Here is a 20,957-nt window from a genome sequence, read left to right as displayed (position 1 = left end):
TCCCGTCTCCCGAGCCCCCGGAGAACCCGCCGTTCAGCGCCCCTTCAGGTGATCGCGCAGGTACCGGCCGGTGACGCTCTCCGGGTCCCCCGCCACCTCGTCGGGGGACCCGGTCGCCACGATCCGCCCGCCGTAGGTGCCGCCGCCCGGCCCCATGTCGATGATGTGGTCGGCGTTGGCTATCAGGTCGAGGTCGTGCTCGATCACGATCACCGTCCCGCCCTGGTCGACCAGCCGCTGCAGCACGTCGATCAGCACCCGCACGTCCAGCGGGTGCAGCCCCACGGTCGGCTCGTCGAAGACGAACAGTGTCCGCCCCTGCCGCCGGTCGAGCTCCGACACCAGCTTCAACCGCTGCGCCTCACCCCCGGACAGCGCCGGGGTGGCCTCGTTGAGCGTCAGGTATCCGAGCCCGACGTCGATGAGCGCCTCGAGCCGCGTGCGGGCCTTCTTCAACCCGTGCACGTGCTCGACCGCCTCCGCCGCGGTCATCGACAACAGCGCCGGCAGCGACAGCGCGTCCGGACCCCGGGTGTAGCGCTCGGCGTCCGCGGCGTAGCGGCACCCCTCGCACAGGGGGCAGACGATGTCCACGTCCGGCAGGAACTGCACGTCCAGGGAGATCTCCCCGGTCCCCTCGCACCGCGGGCACCGCAGCGATCCGGTGTTGTACGAGAAGTCGCCCGCCCCGAGCCCGTCGGCGCGGGCGGAGTCCAGCCGCGCGTACGCCCGCCGCAGGTCGTCCAGCACCCCGACGTAGGTGGACACCGTGGAGCGCACGTTCACCCCGATCGGGGTCGCGTCCACCATGTTGACCTTCTCGATCCCGCCGGGCTCCAGACCCTCCACGTGCTCGGGCCGCCGCTCCCGGCTCCCGGGGCGCAGCGCCCGCAGTGCCGGCACGAGGCTCTCCAACACCAGGGTGGTCTTGCCGGAGCCGGACACCCCCGTGATCCCGGTCAGCCGGCCGAGGGGGATCTCCACGTCGAGCGCGTGGACCGTGTGCACAGGCCCCGTGCGCAGGCCCAGCGTGCCGAGCTCGAACACCCGGTCCGCGGCCGCCCGTTCGCGCACGACCACCCGTTCGCGCCCGGTCAGGAACCCGCCGATCAGCGAGTCCGGGTTCCGCCCCACCTCCGACACCGAACCCTCGGCGATGACCGTGCCACCTCGGTGCCCGGATCCCGGGCCGATCTCGATCAGGTGGCCGGCCTCGCGCAGCACCTGCACGTCGTGGTCGACCATCACCACCGAGTTGCCCGCGTCCAGCAGGTCGTCCACCACGCCCTGCAACCCGTGCACGTTCGAGGGGTGCAGACCGATCGACGGTTCGTCCAGCACGTAGAGCACGCCGGTGGTCTCGTTGCGCACGGCGCGGGCCAGCTGCACACGCTGGCGTTCCCCGGTGGACAGGGTCGACCCGGGGCGGTCCAGCGAGAGGTAGCTCAGCCCGAGCTCCACCAGCCGGCGTGCCATCCCGAGCAGGGTGTCGACCAGGCCGCGGGCCATCGGCCGCATCTCGCCGGGAACCGTTTCGACCACACCCGGGGCCCACTCGAGCACGTCCTCAAGGGTGAGCGCGGTGACGTCGGCCAGGTTCTGTTCACCGATCAACGGCGTGCGCGCGGCCTCGGAGAGCCGGGTCCCGTGACACGTGGGGCACGTGCGCTCGACCAGGAACCGTCCCACCCGCGCCAGCCGCTTCTCGTCCTCCGCGCGCCTGAGCTCCGCGGTCACCGTCAGGCGTGCGTTGCGGAACGTGAAGTCCAGCTCGTGGACCCCGTTCTGCGTGGTGACGGTGATGTGTTTCTTCTCCTCGGGACCGTCGAGCACGATGCCGCGCTCCCACTCGGTGAGGTCCCGCCAGGGAACGTCGGTGCGCACACCGAACTCGCGCACGATCTGCGGCTGGACCTTGAACCCGTACACCTGCCAGGGGATCACCGTGCCGTCGTCGATGCTCAGCGAGGGGTCCTTGATCAGCGTGCTGTCGTCGACCTCGCGCACGGTCCCGATCCCCTGGCAGGTGGGGCAGGCGCCCTCGGAGTTGAACGCCAGCGCCTCCGCCCCGGGCGGATGCACCTCGGCGCCGCACACCGGGCACACCATGGGTTCCTCGGCGGCCACGTGCAGGGACGGTTCCTGCCGGTGGCCGTTGGGGCACAGGTGGCGGCCCAGCCGGGAGAACATCAGCCGGACCACGTTGAGCAGCTCCGTCGACGTGCCGAAGGTCGACCTGACCCCGGGCACACCCGGCCGCTGGCGCAGCGCGAGCGCGGCCGGCACGTGGCTGACCCGGTCGGCGTCGGCCCGCGCGGCCTGTGTCATGCGCCGGCGGGTGTAGGTGGAGAGCGCCTCGATGTACCGCCGGGCGCCCTCCCCGTAGAGCACCCCCATGGCGAGCGAGGACTTGCCGGAACCGGAGACACCGGCGACGGCGACCAGCTCGCGCAGGGGCACGTCGACGTCGACGTCCTTCAGGTTGTGCACGCGTGCGCCGCGCACCTGGACGGCGTCGGGTTCCCGGTGGTGTTCACTGCGTCGGCCCATCCCACCCCCATACCCCGCCGACCTGCATCGGGTCAGGCGTCGGCGCGCTTACGGCACACGAGGATCTCCATGACGGGGCTCTTGCGCAGGATCTTGGTGAGCACGACCTCGAACGGGTACTGGGCCGCGCCCACCCACTTGCCGCGCAGCTCCCGCTGGGCCTGCGGCGCGACGACCTTGGACCACAGGGTCCACAGGATCTTGCTGTTGGACGCGACCGGCGGCGACATCAGCACGAACATCGGCTTGCGGCGCACGATCTCCAGGCCGGCGCTGTGCAGCAGTTCCTCGATCTCCTCGCGGGAGCGGCTGACGTAGTGCTTGCGTCCCTCGCGGCGCTTCGGCGCGAAGTTCTCCGAGAACACGAAACGGCCGTCGGGCGCGAGCACGCGTGCGACCTCGGCCAGGGCGGCCTCGTAACGGTCGTCGTCGACGATGTGGAAGAGCACGTCGAACGCGGACACCGCACCGAACGTGCCGTCGGCGAAGGGTGTGCCGTCGGAGATGTCGGCGCGCTCGAAGGTGACGTCGGGGAACTTCTCGCGGAGCTGGGCGACCGCGCTGTCTGCGATGTCGACACCGCTCACACTGCGCGCGCCGAGGGATCGCCAGCGCTCGACGTAGAAACCGGTGCCGGGGCCGATGTCGAGGACGTCGGCGCGGGGCACGTCGATGCGGGCGGCGCGCACGGTGCGGCGGAACACGCGGTTCCGGACGTGGTACAGCCAGATGTTGTAGTTGTGCGCGAGGCGGAGCATCCCCACGCCGTGCAGGGTCCAGTTGCGTTTGAGGCGTTTGTCCCAGTAGCTGCGGGAGTCGAATTCCGAGGTGGGCATGTGTTCGCACTCCTCCGTCTGGGGTCACGGACCGGTCGGCTCGAGGGGAGCCGGGCCCGTGACAATAGCACTGTGAGTGCGATCACCGTGACGATCAGTGCTTTCACAGAGGGTGCAGGAGCGGGTTGGCCGGGCCGTCCGGCCGCTCGCCCGGCCGGGTCCCGGGCATGAGGATGTCCAGCTGCGCCTGTTCGTGCTCGGCGATCTGCGGTGTCACGCGGGTCTCGGAGTCCATGTAGACCACCGTCATGACCCGTCGGGGGATGTCGCTCTGGTTCTGGCCCGCGCGGTGGAACGTCCATCCCAGGTGGAAGCTGACGTCGCCGAGCGCGAAGGGTTCCTGCACGGTCTCGAACTGCATCCGGTCGAGCTCTTCGCGGAGGAGGCCCTCGGACTCCTCGCTGATGGGGAGGTCCCGGCCGAACTCGTACCGGTGGCTGCCGCGCGCGAAGGACAGCGGCCCCATCTCCAGGGGTGTCTCCTGCAACGGGACCCACACCGTGCACACCCGGTCGGTGTCCAGCGGCCAGTAGTACTGGTCGGCGTGCCAGGGGGTGATCGCACCGCCGGGTTCCTTGTACAGGGCCTGGTCGGCGAAGAGGCGCACGCTGTCGGCGCCGAGCAGTTCGGCCGCGATGCGTGCCAGCCGCTGCGAGAAGACGATGTCGCGGGCACCCTGACTTCCCCGCCACAGGTTTCCTACCTGGAGGAAAGCCTTCTGCAGGGTGTCGCGCTCCTCGAAGGGCACGTCCGAGGTGGTGTCGTACCTGCGGACCTTGTCGGTGATGTCGGGTTCCAGGCCCTCCAGGTCGGCGGGTTCGAGGGCACGCGGGACTCTGACGAAACCGTCCCGGCGGAAGTCCTCGACGGCCGTCGGCGGCAGGTGGTAGGGGGTGTGCAGATCTGCTGACAGTGTCGGCCTCATGGTGGATCACCTCGCTCTTGTGGCTGCCTTCCTTCCCGTTGGGAACGAATTCGAGACGTAGCCTGTCAGCCCCGGCTCAGGGAGGACCCATGTCCACCAGAAGAGGCACGTGGCGCCCGATCGCCGTGGCCGCCGCGGGCACGGCGCCGGTGCTCGTCCTCGCCTCGTGCGCCGTCCTGTCCACGAGCATCCGCGAGGACGACACCCCCGACGGCGTTTCCACCGACATCACCGACGAGCCCGTCACGCTCACCCTCGCCTACACCGACGATCCCCCGACGGAGGCGTTGGTGGAGGGGTTCCACGAGCAGTACCCCAACGTCACCATCGAACCCCGGCAGACCGAGTTCACCGACTACGTGATGACCATCCGGCTCTCGATGTCCTCCGAGAACCCGCCCGACATCGCCCAGTACAACCCCGGGGCGATGGGCTCCCTCATCCCCGCCGGGCAGATCCTCGACCTGGAGGAGCACAGCAGCGCCTACGGGTGGGAGGACACCTTCGCGCCGACGAGCCTGGAGTCGCTGCGCACCAACCAGGACGCCACGGAGTTCGCGACCGGCAACCTCTACGCCGTCCCGGGTGCGCTCTCCATCCTCGGGGTCTTCTACAACAAGGAGCTCCTGGCCGACGCCGGCGTCGACGGGCCGCCCGAGACCCTGGACGAGTTCGAGGACGCCCTGGCGCAGGTGCAGGACGACGGCACCATGCCCCTGAGCGTCGGCGGGCTGGAGACCGGCGGGGTCCACCTCTGGAACGCCGTGCTCAACGGGACCTGGGACGACGAGGCCTACCGCGACTGGGTCTACGGTTCTCCCGGATCCTCCATCGAGACCGATCACGCCGCGGAGGCCACGCGGACCGTGCAGGAGTGGGCCGAGGCCGGGTACCTGCCCGAGGGCGCCAACGCCACCTCCGACAACGACGCGCAGGTCGCCTTCGCCGGGGGAGAGAGCGCCTTCCTCGTCTCCGGGAACTGGGCCGCGGCCGAGCTGTCGGAGGAGATGGGCGACGACGTCGGGTTCTTCCTGGCGCCGGGCGCAACGGAGGGCAAGCCGCCGGTGGCCTCCGGGGCGAGCGTCTCCTTCGCCGTCTCCTCGCAGAGCGAGCACCCGGACGTGGCGGCGGCCTTCCTCGACTACCTGCGCTCTCCCGAGGCGGCACAGATCCAGTTGGAGACCGGCTTCCTGCCCGCGGACCCGGACGCGCCCACCGAGGGGGAGGGTGTGCTCGGCGAGGTCAACGACGAGTTCACCCAGGTCATCGACGCCGAAGGGCTGCTGCCGTTCCCGGACTGGGCCTCCCCGGGCATGGCCGACGAACTGGTCCCGGGCGTGCAGGGCGTGCTCGCCGGCACGACGGGCGAGGAGGAGTTCCTGCGCGGGCTCCAGGACGAGTGGAGCGCACACCAGGAGTGATCCGGATCCGTGCACGAAGAAGGCTCCGCTGTGCGGGGCCTTCTTCTTCGTGTTCGAGGGATGCACGGCACCCTCGCAAGCTACGGTGATCCAGGTCACTCGATGGTGGGCGTGAGGGAGCGCGGGGTCATGACGTCCTCCTGGTGTCCGCAGAAGACGGCGCCGACGCGATCGGCGCACCGCAGAAGGGGTTGTGCATGTCCAACGCTTCGAATCCCCAGACCGCCCCGAAGAAGAGCCGCGAGGAGAACCCGCAGAACGAGCACGAGCAACGCGTGCTGCGCGGCCCCCTGCAGACCGAGCAGGGCATCACCACGCTCGAGGACACCGTGGTCGCCAAGATCGCGGGTGTGGCCGCACGCGACGTGCCCGGGGTCCACGACATGGGCAACGCCGCGCGCCGCGCTTTCTCGGCGGTCACCGACCGGATCCCGAATTCGCAGACCAACGTCGCCGGGGGCATCAGCGTCGAGAAGGGCGAGGTCCAGACCGCGATCGACGTGACGGTGGTCGTGGAGTACGGCGCCTCGATCGTCGACGTCGGCAACGCGATTCGCCGCAACATCATCGATCAGGTCGAAGGCACCACAGGTCTCGAGGTCATCGAGGTCAACGTCAACGTCGTGGACGTCCATCTCCCCCAGGAGGACGAGAACCCTTCGCAGCCCAAGCGCGAGATCGACCTTCAGTGACCGAACGGTCCGGGGCGGGACACGCGTCCGCCGCCGCCCTGGACCGCCGACAGAGGGGTTCTCATGATGAAGACATCGCACGTCGCTCTGCTGGTCGGACTGCTCCTGGGAACGGTCGCCGCTTTCGGTACCTTCAGCCAGTTCTTCCTGGTCCTGGTGTTCGGGGCTCTGGGATGGGGCGTGGGCCTGACCCTCGAGGGCCGCATCGAGGTCCGTGGCCTGACCGACCGCTGGAGGAATTGAGCATGTCTGCCGCATCCCCGGAACAGACCCCGGTGCCGCTTGCCCGCGGCGCTCCCACCGCCCCGGCGGAGGAGCGCGGAACCACGTCGTTCCCGGCGAAGGTGGTCGCCCGCGTCGCCGAGCAGGCGGCGACCGAGGTGCACGGCGTCGGCTCGGATGCGGGCGGGCTGCTCGGTTTCGGGGCACGGCGCGACTTCGGGGCCCGCCCCTCGGTGGAGGCCGACCTCTACGGCGCCACCGCTGTACTGCGCCTGAACGTGGGGGTCGCCTTCCCCGTTGCCATCGCCCCGGTCCTCGAACAGCTCCGCGCGCATGTCACGCACCGTGTCCAGCATCTTACGGGGCTGTCGGTGGGCCGCATGGACGTCGAGGTGTCGTGGCTCCACGCCGCCGGGGCCGGAGTGAGGGTGCTGCTGTGAGCGCGAACCCCGGCCCGCTGACCCGCCGCCCTGCCCGCTCCTTGCCCGCCTTGCTGTTGGCGGTCACGGCGATCACCGCCGGGGCTGCGGCCGCCTGGCTGCTCGGGGCCTACGCCATCGACGCCGCGTGGCCTGCCCCGGTTGCCGGCCTCGTCTCCGCGCTGGCCGGGATGCGCCTGGACGCGCTGCCGATACTCATCGGAGCCGGCGCCCTCGGTCTGTTCGGCCTCGCCCTGGTGATCTGCGCGATCGTGCCCGGTGACCCGGTTCTCCGGGAGATCCTGGCCGACGGAACGCCGGGGCAGGCCGCGGTGTCACGCCGCGACCTGGCCCTGCGGGTCCGCCGCAGTGTCGAACACGTCGACGGGGTCCAGGGTGCCCGTGTGTCGGTTCGGCGCAAGCGCGTGGACGTGGTGGTGCGCACCCCCGTGGAGGACACCGGGGCCGTACTGCGGCGCAGCCGCGCCTCCGTGGAGACGGCCGTCGAGCAGCTGCGCCCCGTCACGCCACTGCGGCCCCGGGTGCGTGTCGCACGCACCCGTTGATCCGACGCGTCGAGCTGAGAGGACCACGTCATGCGTACCGTCTCCGGGCGCCGAAACCGCACTGCCCTGATCCTGGGCGGGGGGTCGATGCTCGTCGCCGCCCTCTGGATCGCGTCCGCGGCCACACCCCTGGTGGACCGATGGCCCGAGGCCGCTCCGCACCTCCCTCACGGAGACTCCCTCCTGGGTGAGGCGCTCGCCGCCCAGGGAGACCTGCTCCTGCCGGCCGCTGCTGCTGTGGCGGTGGTGGTCACCGTGGCCGGCTTCCTCCTGCTGGCCGCGCAGTTGCCCAGGGCTCCGCAGCGCAACCCCCTCAGAATCACCGGCGGTGATGACCGGGTCCTGGGGTCGGTGAACCCGGGGGTGCTCGAGCGGGCCCTGGTCGACGCGATGAAGAGCGTCTCCGGTGTCACCGATGCGTCCGTCCGTCTGGGGGGCGGTGTCGGCGCGCCCTGGATCCGGGCCACGGTCACCGTCGCGCAGGAGGCGGAGGCCGGTTGGGTCGCCGAATCGGTGCGCGAGCGCCTGATCGACGACGTCTCCGTGGTCCTGGGCACGGCGCCGGTCCGTGTGGACCTCCTCCTCCGGTTGCGTTCCGTGCGGGCCCCGCACACCGCGCAGCTGCGTGGGTCCGACGCGCGCACCACCGAGGCGGCGACCGCGTAATGCCCGACCTGACCACGACGGACGAACGCGCGCTCGTACTGCGTGCCCAGGACGGTGACGTTGCCGCTTTCGAAGTGCTCGTCGATCTGCACCAAGGGCGACTGTTCCGCATCGCGTATCTGGTACTGCACAATCGCATGGACGCCGAGGACGTGGTCCAGGAAGCGCTCGTGTCGTCCTGGAAGCGGCTGCATCTGCTCGAGGAGCCCAGCGCCTTCCGCGCCTGGGTGGCCCAGATCGTGAGCCGTGCCGCCACCGATGTGGTGCGTAAGGCGGCGCGCCGCAGCACGGAGGGCGTCGACCACAAGGCGCTCGAGGACGCCGGTCCCGAAGCAGTTCTGGGAGGTGCCACCGGACGCAACGACGGGCAGCCGGAGCACGCTGCCGTCGCTGGTGCCCAGATGGAGGCGCTCGCCGCCATCCTCCAGTCCACCGAGGAGAAACAGCGCACGTGCTGGGTGCTGCGCGAGATCGACGGCATGAGCTACCGCGAGATCGCGCAGCTGGTGGGCGCGAGCGAGTCCACGGTGCGGGGCCGGATCGCACGCGCCCGCAGTCAGATCCTCGACCGAATGAAGGATTGGAGGTGATCGACGTGGAGCACCCTGACGAGCACGACCGCCGAGGCACCGGCGAGGGGGAGCATGTTCCGGAACCCCCGGACCGTGAGCCGGACGACGAGGCCACGCAGCGCTACCTCGACCTGATCCGGTCGGTCCATGACGAGTGGACGACGCTCGAGGCCGAGGGGGACAGCTCGGTGCAGCTGTCCGCGACCGCGCTGTCCACCATCAAGGAGGCCGTCCGGGCCGATTTCCGCCACGGGGCGCATGTCGAGATGCCTCCCACGGCGGCGGGCCCGTACACGCTCTCCGAGATGGCACTGCGCACGGTCGTCCGCGACGCCGTGGACTCGGTGCCCGGGGTGATCGCCCTACGCACCGCCTTCGACCACGGCCTTCCGGAGGGCGGCCACCGCGTGCGCGGTGTGCCTCATCGGGTCCGTTGCCGGATCTCCGTATCAGTGGACGCCCGTCACTTGACGGGGGTCGCCGACGCCGTCCGTGCCGCCGTGCTCGCTGAGTTGAGGGAGCACCTGGCTCTGACCGATCTCCGTGTCGACATCCACATCGAGGACCTTCATGACGACTGAGACCTCAGCAGCCGACCTGGTCGAGGTGGTGTGCGCGGTGCCGGGTGTGCGCGGGATCGAGGCGGGCATCGCCTCGTCCCTGCGCACCCTCGACGCGCGCCTGCGCGGTGAGCGGGGGCGCGCCCGCTACGGCGTCGTGATCGACCCGGAGTCCCGGACCGTCACGGCCGAGGTGGGGCTGGGACCGGGCGCGCCCGTTCGTGTGATCGTCGAGGAGATCCAGCGCGCAGTGCAGCGCGCGATCGACCGGAGTGCTGCAGGCGAACCGGGGGAGGCGCGCACGTGGCGGGTGCTGGTACGTGTGCAGTCCGTCTCCGGCACAGGGAGAACGCAGCACTGACGTCCGGTGGTGGGCCCGGCGCGGACGCGGGTCTCCGCCGTTCCTCACGGCTCCCGGTCTCGTGACCGCCTCGGGCCGAGGAGCCCGACGGCCAGGGAGACGGCGGCCAGGGCAGCCGTGCTCCACAGCAGCGGCAGGATCCCCGTGCCTTCGACGACCAGGCCGCCGACAAGAGCGCCGAGGGCGATGGAGGCGGTGAACACCCCGACGTAGAGGCCGGTGACGTGCTCCACGCGGTCCGGGGCCGCGCTGGTCATCCACAGTTGCCCGCCGACGGACAGCCCGCCGTAGGCCAGGCCCCACAGGGCGATCGCCGCCATGGCGGCGGGTGCGAGGTCCCCGAACCCGGCGAGGACGGCGATGGCGACAGAGATTCCCGCGGCCAGGAGCAGGACGGTCGGGCGGGGGCGGCGTCCGGCGGCGGCCCCGGCGGCGAAGTTCCCGACCAGGCCGAAGACCCCGTAGAGCAGCAACAGCAGTGCGATCGTGTCGGCGGACAGTCGCGGGAGCTCCTCGAGCGCCGGGCGCACGTACGTGTAGGCCGCGAAGTGCGCGGTCACCAGCAGGACCATCACGAGGAGCCCGGTGACGACGGTCGGGCGCACGAGGGAGCGGCGCCCGCCGTCGTCCCCCTCGGGTCCGGCCGTCTCCGGGCTCCGAAGGGTCGGCAGCGCGAACAGCAGCGCCAGGGCGACCGCCACCGCGATCACCGACAGGGAACCGAACGCGGCCCGCCAGCCGAACGCGTTGCCCACCAACGTCCCCAGGGGCACCCCGAGCACGGAGGCCGAGGCCACGCCGCTCACGGCGAAGGACACCGCCAGGGCGACGTCGCGGGGTGCGACCAGCCGGGTCGCGACCGCCGCGGCCATGCCCCACACGGTTCCCATGCCGATGCCGAGGACGACACGGGAGACGGCGAGGGTCCCGAACCCGTCCGAGACCGTGGTCAGTGCGTTGCCGACCGCCAGCACCACCATGGCCGCGGCCAGAACCACGCGCCGGTCCAGGTCCCCCAACAGGCGGGGCACCACGGGGGCCGTGACCGCTGAGACGAGGCCGGTGATCGTCAGACTCGCCCCGGCGGCCCCCGGTGAGATGGACAGGCTGTCGGCCATGGGGGTGAGTACGCCCACCGGCAGCATCTCGGAGGTCACCACGAGGAACGTCGCCAGTGTGAGCACACCGACGGCGACCCACCGGGGCAGGGCCGTGCGCTGGTCGGGGACCGCGTCGGAGCGCGGGACGGAAGATCTCATGTCCGCCAGTCCATCGCCGGGAGGGCCCGGGAACAACGCCGATCTTCTCATCGATCGATCAGCGGGGCTCATCGATCGCCTGCTAGCTTCGGTTCCATGAGCAACGGCCTCGCCACGATGCACCAGGCGCACCTGCAGCAGATCGACTGCCTGCTGACGCTCGCCGAGGAGCTGCACTTCGGCCGCACGGCCGAACGCCTGGGCTGTTCGCAGTCGAGGGTCAGCCAGCTCGTCGCCGCCCTGGAATCCGGGGTCGGGGCGCGGCTGGTCGCCCGTACCAGCCGCCGGGTCGCCCTGACGCGGGTCGGCGAACAGTTCGTCCAGGAGGTCCGCCCCGCCCACCGCGCCCTCCTGCGGACCTTCGACCGGGCCAGGGAGCGGGCGATGCGCGGATCCGTGGAGGAGCTGCGCATCGGTTTCACCGGGATGGTCTACGAGGAGGTCACGGCCACCTTCCGGGCCCTCCACGACGGACACGGGGTGGCTGTGCACACCCACGACCTGCCGCTCGGGTCACCCTTCGCCGCGGTGCTCGACGGCGAGGTCGACGCGGCCATCGCCGAACTTCCGGTCCACGAACCGGAGCTCACCGTCGGTCTCCGGTTCCCGGCCCAGGACCAGTTCGTCGCCGTCGGCAGCGGACACCCCCTGGCCGACCGGGAGGCCGTCGACCAGGAGGACCTGGCCGGACTCGACCTGGTGCACCGCGTCGGCGACGCCCCCGACTACTGGATGGCCGCACGCACCCCGCCGGTCACGCCCTCCGGTGAGCCGATCGTGTCCACCGCCGGCATCACCACCATCCAGGAGGGGCTGTCCCTGGTGGCGTCGGGCCGTCACGCCATGCTCGCCTGCCGCCCGCTGGCGGAGCACAACTCGCGTACCGACCTGCGCTACCTTCCGGTGCGCGGTCTCGAAGCCTCCAGCCGACTCGGGCTCTTCTGGCGCACGGACCGCACCACCCCGGCCCTGCGCGCCCTGGCCCGGCTCCTCGAAGAATCGAGCCGGCGCGGGAACGGTCTCGGGCCGCCGGTGGCGCTCTCGGCCGTTCCCTCCTGACCACCGGGCCGGCGCAGAGAAAGAGCCGGTGACCACGACTTGGGAAGTCCGCGGTCACCCATGAGGTAGGCGACCTGGTGGGCGCCCTCGGGGGACAGCGTCCAGAAGTCCCACTGCATCGTGTTGTCGCGCAACCCGGAATCAGGGAGGCGCTTCTGGGAGTGGATGAAGTCCGGGAACTTCATGGGGTCCCGTACGAAGAACACCGGAGTGTTGTTGCCGACGATGTCGAAGTCCCCGTCCTGGGTGTAGAACTTCAACGCGACGGTCGTCGACTGGTCGCACCGCTGGATCGAGGCCCCTCCCGAGGGGCCTCGTAGCGTTCCGTGCCCTGGTAGCGATCCCTCGCTTCCCGGGCCTTGCCGCGCCCAAGGTTCAGGACCGGCGGTTCCTGTCAGCGACAGGTCCCGCCGGTCCCGCTGGACCACCCTCGCCCCTCAGCCGTCCAGGTGCGTGGGCGCGAACAGGTTCACGTGCATCGGCAGCACGACCACGCTCGGCCCCGGCCGTGCCAGTTCGGCGGCCAGGTCCTCGCCCACCCGGTCGACGGTGGTGGCCACCGCCGGGACCCCGAAGGACTCGGCCAGCGCCACGAAGTCCGGGCGGGAGAGCTCGGTGTGGGTGGCCTCGCCGAACGCGCCCTCCATGTACTCGCGCAGGATCCCGTAACCGCCGTCGTCGACGATCAGCCATGTCACGTCCGCGCCGTGCTGGTGCGCCGTGGCCAGCTCGGCGATCGAGTACATCGCACCGCCGTCGCCGGAGACCGCGAGCACCGGACCCCGGCCGGTCGTGGCCGCGCCCAACGCCGCCGGGAAGCCGTAACCCAGGCCCCCGGACCCCTGCGCCGAGTGCGCCTGGCCCTCGCGCGGGTCCCACGCCGACCACGCCCAGTAGGCCAGCACCGTCATGTCCCAGAAGCTCGCGGCGCCGTCCGGCAGGGCCTCGCGCACCGAGGCGAGGACCCCCTGTTCGGTCTCCAGGTCCTGCGCGGCGATCCGGTCGGCGATCCTGGCCCGCACCCCGGCGACCTCGGCCACCACGGCGGGGTCCTCGGGGCGGCGTTCCACCTGCCGGGCGAGCGCCTCCAGGGTCAGCGCGGCGTCGCCGTGCACCCCCAAGCCCGGGAGGTTGGACTCCAGCTTGCCGAGGTCGGCCTCGATCTGCACCACACGCCCCGACGGTTCGAGCGTGTGGTAATTGCTGGACAGCTCACCCAGGCCCGAGCCGACGACCAGGAGCACGTCGGCGCGCTCCAAGTGGTCGGTGTTGTGGCGGTCCTCGATCCACGACCGGAGCGAGAGCGGGTGCTCCCACGGGAAGGCGTCCTTGCCGCCGAAGGTCGTGGCCACCGGGGCCCGGAGCGCCTCGGCAAGCTCCAGCAACGCCGCCTGGCCGCCCGCACGGCTCACCCCGCCCCCGGCCAACACCGCCGGGCGCCGCGCCCCGTCCAGGAGGCGGGCGGCCTCGGCCACGACCTCCGCCCTCGGGGCCAACGGCTCGGGTTCGGGGTCCACGTCCACGACCGGCGGCACGACGGTCGCCTCCAGCAGAACGTCCTGCGGGATCTCGACCAGGACCGGACCCGACGGCGCCGACGCGGCGGTCCGCCACGCCTCGGTGAGCGCCGACGGGATCTGCGACGCGTGCCGCACCGTGTACGCCGACTTCGTGACGTTGGCGAAACTCGTGGACTGCTCCGGCAGCTCGTGCAGGAAACCGCGGCGGCCCCCGCCGAGCCCCGCGCGCGGGACCTGGCTGCTGATCACCAGCACCGGGGCACTGGCCGCCTTGGACTCCTGCAACGAGGCCAGGGTGAGCAGCGCACCGGGGCCCGTGGAGACCAGGAGCGGGGTGACCTCCCCGGTCAGGCGGGCCCGGCCGTCCGCCGCGAAGGCCGCGTTGTTCTCCACCCGGCTCGACACGAACCGCAGCTGCGGCGCCCGGCGCAGCGCGTCGAACAGCCCGAGCGCGTGCTGGCCGGGGATACCGAACACGACCCCGGCCCCCAACGCGGTCAGCGTCTCGGTCACCAGGTCGCCGCCGTTGCGCGGTGCACTCCCACTCATGTCTTCAGTTCCCCGTCCTCGTCCGGTGGTTCAGGGCCAGCAGGCCGACCAGGTCGTAAGCCACGTGCGAGGCGGCCGTGGAGGTGATCTGCGCGTGGTCGTAGGCGGGGGCGACCTCGACGACGTCGGCGCCCACCAGGTTCAGGTCGGCCAGCCCGCGCAGGATCTCCAGGAGCTCCCGGCTGGTCAGCCCCCCGGCCTCCGGGGTCCCGGTGCCCGGCGCGTGTGCCGGGTCGAGGACGTCGATGTCGACCGACACGTACAGCGGCCGGTTCCCGATGCGCTGACGCAGGGCGTCGGAGACCTCGTCCACGCCCTTGCGCAGGACGTCGGCGGCGGTGACGATGCCGAACCCGAAGCGGCGGTCGTCCTCCAGGTCGCGCTTGCCGTACAGCGGGCCGCGCGTGCCCACGTGGGCGATGGCCTCGGTGTCGAGGATGCCCTCCTGCACGGCCCGCCGGAACGGGGTGCCGTGGGTGTAGGCCTCGCCGAAGTAGGTGTCCCAGGTGTCCAGGTGGGCGTCGAAGTGCAGCAGCGCGATCGGGCCGTGCTTGCGGTACAGCGAGCGCAGCAGCGGAAGGGCGATGGTGTGGTCGCCGCCCAGCGTCACCAGGCGGGTCCCGGCGTCGACGAACTCCGAGGCGCCCTGGTCCAGCGTTTCGACCGCGTCCCCCACGGAGTAGGGGTTGACCGGGATGTCACCGCCGTCGACCACCTGGAACTGCTCGAACGGGGACACGTCCAGCGCCGGGTGGTACGGGCGCAGCAGGCGGCTGGCCTCGCGGATCGCGGACGGGCCGAAGCGGGCGCCCGGCCGGTAGGAGACCCCCGTGTCGAAGGGGACACCGACGACGGCGAGGTCGGCGCGGTCCACCTGGTCGATGCGGGGCAGCCTGGCGAAGGTCGCCGGACCTGCGAAGCGCGGGACGATGCTGGAGTCCGTGGGGCCGATCGGTGTGCTCATGTGGTCGGTCCTCCTGTCGTGTGTCGGCGTGGTCGGTCGTTGGTCGGTTCGGTCAGTCGGACGTGGACGGGCGGGGCCCGGTCTCCGGGGCGGACGGCCCGCCGGCGCTCCCCGCGGTCGCCGCAGTTCCGTCGGTGTCCTCCCCGCGCAGGCGGCGCCGCCAGACGTCCAGGACGGCGGGGTCGGTCGGCGGGGTCAGCAGGCTCACCACGACGTAGACCACCAGGGCGGTACCCAGGCCCACGTAGATGGGTTCGTTGGCCATCAGGTCGGTCACGATCATGGTGACCACGACCGCGATCGCGCCGGCGAACATCGAGGAGAGCGCGCCCGCACGGGTTCCGCGCTTCCACACCAGCCCGCCGAGGATCGCCACGAGCAGGCCGCCGACCAGGATGTTGTAGGCGACGGTCAGCGCCGCGACGACGTCGTCCACGGCCAGCGCCACGGCGATGGTGGCCACGCCCAGCACGAGCGTGAAGATGCGGTTGGCGGAGACCTCGTCGCGCTCCGTGGCGCCTTCCCCGGGGCCGGATCCGCGGCCGAAGACCTTCTTGACCTCGGGCCACAGGTCGTTGGAGGTCACCGTGGAGCAGGCGATGAGCGCGCCGCTCGCGGTCGACATCACCGCGGAGAGGGCGGCGGCGATCACGAGCCCGGCGATACCGACCGGCAGGGTCGCGTCGACCATGCGGGTGAAGGAGTCGTCGGGGTTGGCCAGGTTCGGGAAGAGCACGGCCGCAGCGGTCCCGATGAGGGCGCCGCACACGCCGTAGATCAGGCAGTACACACCCGCGCCGATGCCTCCGGCCCGAGCGACGCGGGCGCTGCGCCCGGTGAAGACGCGTTGCCAGATGTCCTGGCCGATGAGCAGGCCCAGGGAGTAGACGACGAAGTAGGTCAGGATCGTCTGCCCGCCGATGGCGGTGGGGTCGAAGTAGGAGGGGTCCAGGGACTCGCGCATCCCGGAGAACCCGCCGGCGCTCCATACGGCGATCGGGGTGAGGACGAGCAGGAGGCCGAACGTCTTGATGACGAACTGGGCCATGTCGGTCATGGTCACCGACCACATCCCGCCCATGGTCGAGTAGAGCACCACGATGGAGCCGCCGAGCACGATCGCGGCCGCGCGGGGCAGCTCGAACATGCCGCTGAAGATGGTGGAGAAGGCCAGGGTGGACGGCACCGTGAGCATGAAGGTGTAACCCCACATGACCAGGCCGGACACCACCCGGGAGTTGCCGCCGTAGCGCAGGTCGATCATCTCGGCGACGCTGTAGACACGCAGCCGGGAGATGCGTTCGGCGAAGAAGACGTGGAGGGTCAGGATGCCCACGCCGATCGCCACGACCAGCCAGGCGCCGGAGATGCCGTGGCTGTAGCCCAGGCCGATGCCCCCGACGGTGGAGGCACCGCCGAGCACGATGGCGGCCATGGTGCCGGAGTACATGACGGGGCCCAGGCTGCGGCCGGCCACGAGGTAGTCGGAACGGCTCTTGGCGCGGCGCATGCCCCACCAGCCCAGGCCGACCATGCCCAGGAGGTAAGCGGCGATCACCGCCAGGTCGATGGTCACGATGCTCCTCGGAGAAGGGGACAGAAAGCACAGAGGCCGCGGCGCGTTTGACGCAGGTCACAATGTTCCGGTCAGCGTAAGAAGCGGTCGGCCCCCGTTCCAGTGGCCGAACCGGACGAATCCGGGGCAGACTTTGGATGAACCATCCACCTCGTGTGGGTGACGGGATCGTGTAGGCAACGTCCTGGAGATACACGGCCGCACCGGGGCGCCGGGACCGGAACCCGGGCTGCGGCGGGCGAGGACGGGGGAACCATGGCCGACCACAGGGCACCGGCCGAGAGCCACGACGTCCCCCTGCGTGTGATCGCGGCCCGCCGCGACCTCGGCCTCAACACCGTCGTCGACGCGGGTGAACCCTCCATCACCTGGGCGGTCGCCAGTGAGCTGGTCGAACCCGCCGCCTACCTGCGCGGCGGCGAACTCCTGCTCACCGCCGGGGTCAACCTGCCGGGGACCACCGCCCGCGTGCGCGATTACGTGGCCTCGCTGGTGCAGGTGGGGGTGGGTGCCGTCGGTTTCGGGGTCGCGCCGGTCCACCGGTCGGTGCCCGCACGCCTGGTCGAGCAGTGCCACGCGCAGGGGCTGCCCCTGCTGGAGGTGCCCGCGTCCACACCCTTCGCCGCGGTCAGCCGCGCGGTCGGGGAAGAGCTGGAGGAACGCCATCTGCGGGACGTGCGCCGTCTCGGGGAGGCCCACCAGGAACTGGCCCGTGCGGTGAGCGCACCCGCGCCGGTGGAACGGTTGCTGTCGGTGCTGGCAGACGCGCTGGGCGGGTGGGCCGTGCTCGCCCCGGCCGACCCCGCCCTGCCGGCGCACAGCACGCCGGGTGCCCCGGCCTCCCTCGACCCGGAGCTGCGTTCCCTGTGCGCCAAGCTCACCGCGCCCTCGGGGCCCCACAGCGCCAAGGCGGCCGGCGGGTCGGGCGAGGTCTTCCTGCACACGGTGGGCACCCCGCCGGAGGCACGGGGTGTGGTGCTGGTCGGGCGGCCCGAACCGCTGGCCATCACCGACCGGGCGGTCCTGCGCACCGCCACCGCCCTGCTCGACCTGCTGTCACGTTCGTCCGGTGACGAGCCGCCCGTTCCGGGGCTGGTCCTGACCGGGCTGCTCCTGGACGGCGGCCTCGGCACAGAGGGGGCGGCCGGGCTCGCCGAACTCACCGACACACGGTCCGACGCCGCCCGCCGCGCGACCGGTGGGCCGGCGGCCGACGCGGGCGCGGCCTACCGGGTCCTGCGGGCCGAACCGCTCCCGCGCGGTCCGCACACCGCACCGGGCGGTCTGCCGCTCGAGACCCACCTGGTGGACCGCGGCCCGGAGACCGGAGGGGGACGTGGGCCGCACGTGCGTGCGATCCTCGCCGACCGGGGCGAGAGCGCCCACCGGGAGCACCTCGACCTGCTGCGCTCCCACGGTTGGATCGCCGCGCTCAGCCCGCCCGCCGCCCCGGACGGTCTTCCGGGGGCCGACCGTAAGGCGGCCACCCTGTTGCAGCGCGCCCGGGCGGCGGAGACCCCGCTGCTCTGGGCGGAGGGCACCGACCCGTTCGAGACCATGATGGGCCCCGACGTCGCGGCCGAGCTCAGCCGCGAGCTCCTGGGCCGGCTGGCCGAACCCACGGAGGCGGCCCGGACCCTGCGGGAGACCCTGCGCACGTGGCTCGCCCGCCACGGAAACTGGGACCGCGCCGCGGCCGACCTGGGGATCCACCGCAACAGCGTCCGCTACCGGATCGGCCGGATCGAGCGGGACCTGGACGTGGACCTGTCCGATGCCGAACAGCGCATGCGGCTGTGGTTCGCCCTCGGCCGCCACGTTCCCGGGCCCTGAGACCCTCCCTGCGAAGGGCCCGGCCCCCGGGCCGTCACCCGGCGGGCAGGGTCAGCGTGGCGAGGACCGCGCGGTGGTCGGAACCGGGGGCGTCGTGCACGCTCGTGGCATCGACGCTCGCGGTTCCGTCGACCAGGACGTGGTCGATGGTCAGGGGCGGGGAGGGGCGGCCGTTCGGCCAGGTGGGTTCGAGGCCGTTGCCGGTCTCGGCGGCGGCGTCGACGTAGCCGGACGCGAGGAGGTCGCGGAGGGCGGCGTGGTCGAGGGTGGCGTTGAAGTCGCCCGCGACGATGCGGAGCGGGCCGCCGTCGTCCGCCTCGGGCAACGACGCCGTCTCGTACGTCCACCGTTCGATTCCGGAGGGGGCCACCGGCGGGACCGGGTGGCCGCTCGTGACCAGCCCGCACCTGGCGAAGGCGCAACCGACCGTGCGCGACCACTGCGCGGAGATCGGGGTGGCGTACCACGAGACGGGTTTCGTGCGTTCGTATGTCGAGGCCCTCACGCACATGCACCGGGCGGGCGTCCCGCTGCGCGCGAGGACACCTGCCTGAACCGGTGCCCAGCGGCAGGTGCCCGCGCACAAAAAAGGCCCCGCTGTGCGGGGCCTTCCTTCGCTGTGTCCGAGGGGGGACTTGAACCCCCATGCCCTTAACGGGCACTAGCACCTCAAGCTAGCGCGTCTACCTATTCCGCCACCCGGACGTGGGTTGTTCCGGGGCTCTCGCTCCGGACACCTCAACCATAGCAAAGCCGTGAGGGTGCCCGAACCATGTTTTCCGGGCGGGGGTCCGCGTGGCAGTGTTCTGTGGGAAAGCAGGGCACAAGGTGCGGACGGACGGAGTGCAGAGATGGCCGAACCCGGCAAGGACCTGAGCGCGGCGGAGGCCGAGGTCACCGACCTCTGCCGGGAGCTCATCGAGATCGACACCTCCAACTACGGCGACCATTCGGGGCCCGGCGAGCGCAAGGCCGCCGAGTACGTCGCGGGCCGTCTCGACGAGGTCGGCGTGGAGTCGCAGATCTACGAGAAGCACCCCGGGCGCAGCAACCTCGTGGCACGCATCACGGGTGAGGACCCCAGCCGTCCGCCGCTGCTGATCCAGGGCCACCTCGACGTGGTCCCTGCGGCCGCCGACGACTGGACCCACCACCCCTTCGCCGGCGAGGTCGCCGACGGGTGCGTGTGGGGCCGCGGCGCGGTCGACATGAAGAACATGAACGCGATGGTCCTGGCGACGCTGCGCCAGCGCCTGCGCGAGGGCCGCCGTCCCCCGCGCGACATCGTGCTCGCGTTCGTGGCCGACGAGGAGGCCGGCGGCACCTGGGGCGCCCAGTACCTGGTCAACGAGCACCCGGAACTCTTCGCCGACTGCGACTCCGCCATCAGCGAGGTCGGCGGGTTCTCCGTGACGATGGAGGAGAACCGCCGCCTGTACCTGGTGGAGACCGCCGAGAAGGGCATCGCGTGGATGAAGCTCACCGCGCGCGGCACGGCGGGCCACGGGTCGATGACCAACAAGGACAACGCGGTGACCGAGCTCGCGGCGGCGGTCGCGCGGCTGGGCGAGCACGAGTTCCCGGTGCACCTGACGCCGACCGTGCGCACGTTCCTGGAGGAGGTGTGCGAGGAGTTCGGCATCCCCTTCGACGAGCGCGACGTCGAGGGCACGGTCGCGCGCCTGGGTCCGATCGCGAAGATGATCGGCGCGACGCTGCGCAACACGATCAACCCGACGGTTCTGGGCGGCGGTTACAAGGCCAACGTCATCCCGGGTGAGGCGACCGCCCAGTTGGACGGCCGGTTCCTGCCGGGCACCGAGGAGCAGTACTTCGCCAAGATCGACGAGCTCCTCGGCCCGAAGGTGAGCCGCGAGTTCATCCAGCACCTGCCCGCCGTGGAGACCTCCTTCGACGGCGGCCTGGTCAACGCGATGTCGGAGTCGCTGCTCGCCGAGGACCCGGGAGCCAAGGCCGTGCCGTACTGCCTCTCGGGCGGCACCGACTCCAAGAGCTTCCACCGCCTGGGGATCCGCAACTACGGCTTCTCCCCGCTGAAGCTCCCACCCGAGCTCGACTTCGCCGGGATGTTCCACGGCGTCGACGAGCGGGTGCCCGTGGACGGTCTCCAGTTCGGTGTGCGTGTACTCGACCGATTCGTCGGCATGAGCTGAGTCGTCCGCCTCGGGAGGGCTTGCCCCGAGACGCCCTCCGGCCGGGCCGAGATCTTCTCGGTCCGGCCTGGTAATCCCGTGCGTAGTCACGGAACGTGATGCTACGGTTGCATCGAGTTCGAGGGGTTGGAGCTCCTCCTCACCACCGGAACAGGTGTGTGCGGACGGCCCGACCCCGCCGTGCGACCGCGTCGGTGCCGCCGCGCGGGACCGTCCAGCAGCAGCGAGGAAAG

The 20,957-nt window shown here is 71.5% G+C and carries 20 protein-coding genes, 1 tRNA gene and 1 pseudogene; 12 read left to right on the top strand and 10 right to left on the bottom strand.

Annotation, left to right across the window (positions count from 1 at the left end; translation table 11 throughout):
* Positions 1-33: 33 nt before the first annotated feature.
* The 3 genes from IDM40_RS04105 to IDM40_RS04095 all read right to left on the bottom strand — a co-directional run bounded on the left by IDM40_RS04105 (position 34) and on the right by IDM40_RS04095 (position 4,311).
* Complete coding sequence (locus tag IDM40_RS04105) at positions 34-2,550, bottom strand: excinuclease ABC subunit UvrA (protein ID WP_193120542.1); 2,517 nt, start codon at positions 2,548-2,550, stop codon at positions 34-36.
* A 32-nt stretch (positions 2,551-2,582) separates the two neighbouring features.
* On the bottom strand, positions 2,583-3,386 hold the full coding sequence (locus tag IDM40_RS04100) for a class I SAM-dependent methyltransferase (RefSeq protein ID WP_193120541.1): 804 nt from the start codon (positions 3,384-3,386) through the stop codon (positions 2,583-2,585).
* A gap of 103 nt (positions 3,387-3,489) precedes the next feature.
* Complete coding sequence (locus IDM40_RS04095; RefSeq protein WP_193120540.1) at positions 3,490-4,311, bottom strand: phytanoyl-CoA dioxygenase family protein; 822 nt, start codon at positions 4,309-4,311, stop codon at positions 3,490-3,492.
* An 89-nt stretch (positions 4,312-4,400) separates the two neighbouring features.
* Here IDM40_RS04095 and IDM40_RS04090 point away from each other — a divergent pair, with 89 nt between their 5' ends.
* From IDM40_RS04090 to IDM40_RS04050, 9 genes are all read left to right on the top strand, one after another.
* Positions 4,401-5,732, top strand: coding sequence for an ABC transporter substrate-binding protein (locus IDM40_RS04090; RefSeq protein ID WP_193120539.1), 1,332 nt, complete (start codon positions 4,401-4,403; stop codon positions 5,730-5,732).
* 197 nt (positions 5,733-5,929) lie between these two features.
* Complete coding sequence (locus IDM40_RS04085; protein ID WP_193120538.1) at positions 5,930-6,424, top strand: Asp23/Gls24 family envelope stress response protein; 495 nt, start codon at positions 5,930-5,932, stop codon at positions 6,422-6,424.
* Between the two features lie 63 nt (positions 6,425-6,487).
* On the top strand, positions 6,488-6,667 hold the full coding sequence (locus IDM40_RS04080) for a hypothetical protein (RefSeq protein ID WP_193120749.1): 180 nt from the start codon (positions 6,488-6,490) through the stop codon (positions 6,665-6,667).
* Between the two features lie 2 nt (positions 6,668-6,669).
* Entirely contained in the window at positions 6,670-7,086 is a 417-nt protein-coding gene (locus IDM40_RS04075) for an Asp23/Gls24 family envelope stress response protein (RefSeq protein ID WP_193120537.1), read from the top strand.
* Positions 7,083-7,631 carry a DUF6286 domain-containing protein gene (locus IDM40_RS04070; RefSeq protein ID WP_193120536.1) on the top strand — a complete coding sequence of 183 codons (549 nt, stop codon included), beginning with the start codon at positions 7,083-7,085 and terminating at the stop codon, positions 7,629-7,631. Before IDM40_RS04075 ends, IDM40_RS04070 begins: the two co-directional genes overlap by 4 nt.
* A 30-nt stretch (positions 7,632-7,661) precedes the next feature.
* Positions 7,662-8,297 (top strand): hypothetical protein, encoded by a 636-nt coding sequence (locus IDM40_RS04065; protein WP_193120535.1) that lies wholly within the window; start codon positions 7,662-7,664, stop codon positions 8,295-8,297.
* Positions 8,297-8,887 carry an RNA polymerase sigma factor gene (locus IDM40_RS04060; protein ID WP_193120534.1) on the top strand — a complete coding sequence of 197 codons (591 nt, stop codon included), beginning with the start codon at positions 8,297-8,299 and terminating at the stop codon, positions 8,885-8,887. Before IDM40_RS04065 ends, IDM40_RS04060 begins: the two co-directional genes overlap by 1 nt.
* On the top strand, positions 8,884-9,450 hold the full coding sequence (locus IDM40_RS04055) for an Asp23/Gls24 family envelope stress response protein (RefSeq protein ID WP_193120533.1): 567 nt from the start codon (positions 8,884-8,886) through the stop codon (positions 9,448-9,450). Before IDM40_RS04060 ends, IDM40_RS04055 begins: the two co-directional genes overlap by 4 nt.
* Complete coding sequence (locus IDM40_RS04050) at positions 9,440-9,790, top strand: hypothetical protein (RefSeq protein ID WP_193120532.1); 351 nt, start codon at positions 9,440-9,442, stop codon at positions 9,788-9,790. Before IDM40_RS04055 ends, IDM40_RS04050 begins: the two co-directional genes overlap by 11 nt.
* A 44-nt stretch (positions 9,791-9,834) precedes the next feature.
* Here IDM40_RS04050 and IDM40_RS04045 read toward each other — a convergent pair whose 3' ends face one another.
* On the bottom strand, positions 9,835-11,049 hold the full coding sequence (locus IDM40_RS04045; protein WP_193120531.1) for an MFS transporter: 1,215 nt from the start codon (positions 11,047-11,049) through the stop codon (positions 9,835-9,837).
* Positions 11,050-11,145: 96 nt separating this feature from the next.
* Here IDM40_RS04045 and IDM40_RS04040 point away from each other — a divergent pair, with 96 nt between their 5' ends.
* A complete protein-coding gene (locus IDM40_RS04040; protein ID WP_235997298.1) occupies positions 11,146-12,108 on the top strand; it encodes a LysR family transcriptional regulator in 963 nt (320 codons plus the stop codon).
* Positions 12,109-12,140: 32 nt separating this feature from the next.
* Here IDM40_RS04040 and IDM40_RS04035 read toward each other — a convergent pair.
* From IDM40_RS04035 to IDM40_RS04020, 4 genes and pseudogenes are all read right to left on the bottom strand, one after another.
* Positions 12,141-12,374, bottom strand: a pseudogene (locus tag IDM40_RS04035) (catalase); the annotation flags it as partial.
* A gap of 171 nt (positions 12,375-12,545) precedes the next feature.
* Positions 12,546-14,177, bottom strand: coding sequence for a thiamine pyrophosphate-binding protein (locus IDM40_RS04030; protein ID WP_193120530.1), 1,632 nt, complete (start codon positions 14,175-14,177; stop codon positions 12,546-12,548).
* A gap of 4 nt (positions 14,178-14,181) precedes the next feature.
* On the bottom strand, positions 14,182-15,141 hold the full coding sequence (speB, locus tag IDM40_RS04025; RefSeq protein WP_193120529.1) for an agmatinase: 960 nt from the start codon (positions 15,139-15,141) through the stop codon (positions 14,182-14,184).
* Positions 15,142-15,193: 52 nt separating this feature from the next.
* A complete protein-coding gene (locus IDM40_RS04020) occupies positions 15,194-16,717 on the bottom strand; it encodes a sodium:solute symporter (protein ID WP_193120528.1) in 1,524 nt (507 codons plus the stop codon).
* Positions 16,718-16,972: 255 nt separating this feature from the next.
* On the opposite strand from IDM40_RS04020, the gene IDM40_RS04015 reads away from it, so the two are divergent.
* Positions 16,973-18,550 carry a PucR family transcriptional regulator gene (locus tag IDM40_RS04015; RefSeq protein ID WP_193120527.1) on the top strand — a complete coding sequence of 526 codons (1,578 nt, stop codon included), beginning with the start codon at positions 16,973-16,975 and terminating at the stop codon, positions 18,548-18,550.
* Between the two features lie 34 nt (positions 18,551-18,584).
* On the opposite strand, the gene IDM40_RS04010 is transcribed toward IDM40_RS04015, so the two are convergent.
* Positions 18,585-19,061, bottom strand: a complete 477-nt coding sequence (locus tag IDM40_RS04010) for an endonuclease/exonuclease/phosphatase family protein (RefSeq protein WP_235997297.1) — start codon at positions 19,059-19,061, stop codon at positions 18,585-18,587.
* 109 nt (positions 19,062-19,170) lie between these two features.
* Positions 19,171-19,255: transfer RNA gene (locus tag IDM40_RS04000), tRNA-Leu, on the bottom strand.
* A 146-nt stretch (positions 19,256-19,401) separates the two neighbouring features.
* On the opposite strand from IDM40_RS04000, the gene IDM40_RS03995 reads away from it, so the two are divergent.
* Complete coding sequence (locus IDM40_RS03995) at positions 19,402-20,724, top strand: M20/M25/M40 family metallo-hydrolase (RefSeq protein ID WP_193120526.1); 1,323 nt, start codon at positions 19,402-19,404, stop codon at positions 20,722-20,724.
* Positions 20,725-20,957: the final 233 nt, after the last annotated feature.

The organism is Nocardiopsis coralli (genome assembly GCF_014892575.1).
Taxonomy (GTDB): domain Bacteria; phylum Actinomycetota; class Actinomycetes; order Streptosporangiales; family Streptosporangiaceae; genus Nocardiopsis; species Nocardiopsis coralli.
This window is presented reverse-complemented; position numbering and strand designations above follow the sequence as displayed.